Here is a 2,790-nt window from a genome sequence, read left to right as displayed (position 1 = left end):
GTACCATACTGCGCCCCGAGAGGTCAAGACCTAAAGAGGACATAAGATGGTCACGTATCCCACGATGAGAGGTAGCGCCGTGCCAGCGAAGTACGAGCTAATCGCGGACGACATCCGGCGGCAGATCGACACCGGGGAGCTAATTCCCGGCCACCGCATCCCCGGCGAATCCGCGCTAGTCGAGCGATACAAGGTCAGCCCGCCCACCCTCCGGCAGGCCCTACTGGTCTTGCGATCCGAAGGATTGCTGGAGGCACGACACGGCATCGGCACATTTGTCCGTGCACCCCGGCAGAAGGTTCGTCGTGACGCTGCTCGATACCAGTGGGAGAAGGACCGCGTTCACGAACCTGAGTCAGAGCGCCGGGCAACCGGCGCAACTGAAAAGGACACCGGCGTCACAGTCAACGACCTTCGGTTCTCCGCACACTATGAAGTGATCGACGCCGACGAGCGCATTGCCTCCATACTCGGCATATCCGCGGGCGATAGGGTCCTTCGACGCGACTACCGAACGATGCTCGACCACGAGGGCGTACCGCTCAACCTGAGTACGTCCTACATCCCCTATGACCTCGCTGCGACCAACCCGAGCTTGCTCGATGACGGCAATGAGCCGTGGCCGGGCGGCACACAGCACCAGCTATTCACCATCGGCATCGAGGTTGACCGGGTGGATGAAACGATCAGCACCCGACCCCCAACCAGCGACGAGACCACAGAACTCGACCTCACGACCGGGGTGTCGGTATTCGTCGTACAGAAACGGACCGTCGATACTACCGGCCGCGTCGTGGAATTCTCCGACGTCATCCTTCCCGGCGACCGAACAGAACTGGTCTTTTCAACCAAACTCGCCCGCTGGGAAGCACGATGAACCACACCATTTCCATCATTACGGCGACCTATCGGCCGATCGCCGAATACTTGGATGCCGCGTACAAATCGATTGTGGCGCAAGAACTTCCAGAAGGCTGGGAATGGGAATGGATCGTCCAGGAGGACGGAACGACAGGCGCAGCGATTCCCATGCTTCCCGACGATCCGCGCATCCGGCCGGGAACGGGACGGCACGGCGGGCCGGGGGTGTGTCGTTCCTTGGCCCTCGCCCGATCAGTCGGCACGTACGTCAAAGTGCTCGACTCCGACGACCAACTCACACCTGGAACCCTCGCACGAGATATCGAAGCGCTCGGGCAACCCGGAGTCGGATGGACCACCTCGCGAGTACTTGACCTGTTGCCAGACGGATCGACAGTTGGGTTCGACCAGGACCCCAGCAACGGACGGCTCCCTAGCGGAGCCGTCCTGGAACACTGGCGTCAGAACGACTTCCGCGCACCCGTCCATCCAGCTTCACTATGTATCCGCCGAGACCTACTTCTCGCCGCAGGCGGATGGATGGCACTGCCAGCCTCCGAGGACATCGGGCTCCTACTCGCCGCCGACGCCCTCACCGATGGATGGTTCACAGCCGAACCGGGCTTGCTCTACCGGAAATGGGACGGACAGATGACCGCCCATCCGACCCATATCGACCCCACCGAACGCACAGCACGAATGCACCTCATCGAGGAACGGGCAGACTGCATGCACCGCACGACATCGTTCAACCTCACAGCCACGGTCGATCGACCAAGCCGAGCTTGACAGCCCACACGCACCTTTCGCGCTGTGCGAGTTGTTGCCGAATTTCGCCATACAGGATCAAGAGCGCCCGCGGCGGCGCGAAGCGCCGCCGCCGCGCGCGACGCGCAACGCGGCTGATAGGGCGTCGCTCGCGGCGCGTCGGCGCGTCGGCGGCACTCCTTCCGCCGCAGGCGCCCGGAGTTCCTGTCTGGTCACTTCTGCATCAGCCGAAGCAGTGCTGGGCACGCCGAGAGCCGTACCCGACTTACCTCCCGCAGCCGAGCACGAATCGGCCGGCACTCTGCCCGGTCCACCGGCTGTGGTCCCGCCGAGGTCCCCGGATACACGAACGAGGTCACCGCATCCAGCCGACAGGGCTCGCCGGTCACCAGTTCCTCTCCGGCCGTGGCGGTCTGACTGATCCGAGGGCTATCACGCCACCAGCGGGCATCAAGAGCGCCTACGGCGTCACTACGTGATGGCTGGCGCCACTCTTGACACCCGCCGGAGTCGTGATCGAGACGCCCTCAGCCAGACCACCCCAACCGGAGAGGAACCCGAACGATGATCACCAAGCCCGACACCTGCCAGCTTCGCGGATGCGACCAGCCCGCCGCGGTCCCGTTCCTCTACGAGTACCCGACCCACGGCGAGCAGCAGGAAATCCGGTGGCGCTGCCACCGCTGCGACGCCCAGTACCGCCGCAACCTCGAGACCATGGCCCGCTACCCGTACTGATCCCTGGAGGGGGCTTCGGCCCCCTTCTCACGGTTGCCGAACTACTGAGCGCCCTTCGGCCGCTTGGCCCTGCTGTGTGGTGGCCTGCATTGTGCTCACGCGCCCCTCCAGCGTCAAGAGCGCCTACGGCGTCCCTACGGGATGGCTATCGCCACTCTTGACCCCGGAGCCTCTACGCGCGAAAGGCAGGCCGATAAGGGGCAGGCGCAGCCAGCCCGCCTTTGTGTGCAACCCACCACCCAGCAGGGCCAGCGCCGTGCACTCTGCGTGCATCACGGCCCGGTTGTCGGCGGTCAACCACGGTCAACGCAGACCAGGTACACCGGATGGGTATAGACGCGAAAAATCCCCCCGACTAGGTGATATGTCGGAGGGATTTGGTGGCCAGGGCCGGGATCGAACCGGCGACCTTCCGCTTTTCAG

Annotated in this window: 3 protein-coding genes; all 3 read left to right on the top strand. The window is 64.0% G+C overall.

Annotated features, from left to right (window positions below):
- The first annotated feature begins 46 nt into the window (after nucleotides 1–46).
- The 3 genes from ABZW96_RS36710 to ABZW96_RS36700 all read left to right on the top strand — a co-directional run bounded on the left by ABZW96_RS36710 (nucleotide 47) and on the right by ABZW96_RS36700 (nucleotide 2,367).
- Nucleotides 47–877 carry a GntR family transcriptional regulator gene (locus ABZW96_RS36710; protein ID WP_355081391.1) on the top strand — a complete coding sequence of 277 codons (831 nt, stop codon included), beginning with the start codon at nucleotides 47–49 and terminating at the stop codon, nucleotides 875–877.
- Nucleotides 874–1,650 (top strand): glycosyltransferase, encoded by a 777-nt coding sequence (locus tag ABZW96_RS36705; protein WP_355081389.1) that lies wholly within the window; start codon nucleotides 874–876, stop codon nucleotides 1,648–1,650. The genes ABZW96_RS36710 and ABZW96_RS36705 overlap by 4 nt, the downstream gene beginning before the upstream one ends.
- Nucleotides 1,651–2,193: 543 nt before the next feature.
- The gene (locus ABZW96_RS36700; protein WP_355081387.1) at nucleotides 2,194–2,367 is read left to right on the top strand and encodes a hypothetical protein; all 174 of its coding nucleotides are present in this window, start codon (nucleotides 2,194–2,196) and stop codon (nucleotides 2,365–2,367) included.
- Nucleotides 2,368–2,790: the final 423 nt, after the last annotated feature.

Origin of the sequence: Nocardia sp. NPDC004168 (assembly GCF_040610355.1) — a bacterium.
Lineage (GTDB): Bacteria > Actinomycetota > Actinomycetes > Mycobacteriales > Mycobacteriaceae > Nocardia > Nocardia sichangensis.
The sequence above is the reverse complement of the archived record's forward strand: the minus strand, read 5'-3'. Positions and strand labels throughout refer to the sequence as shown.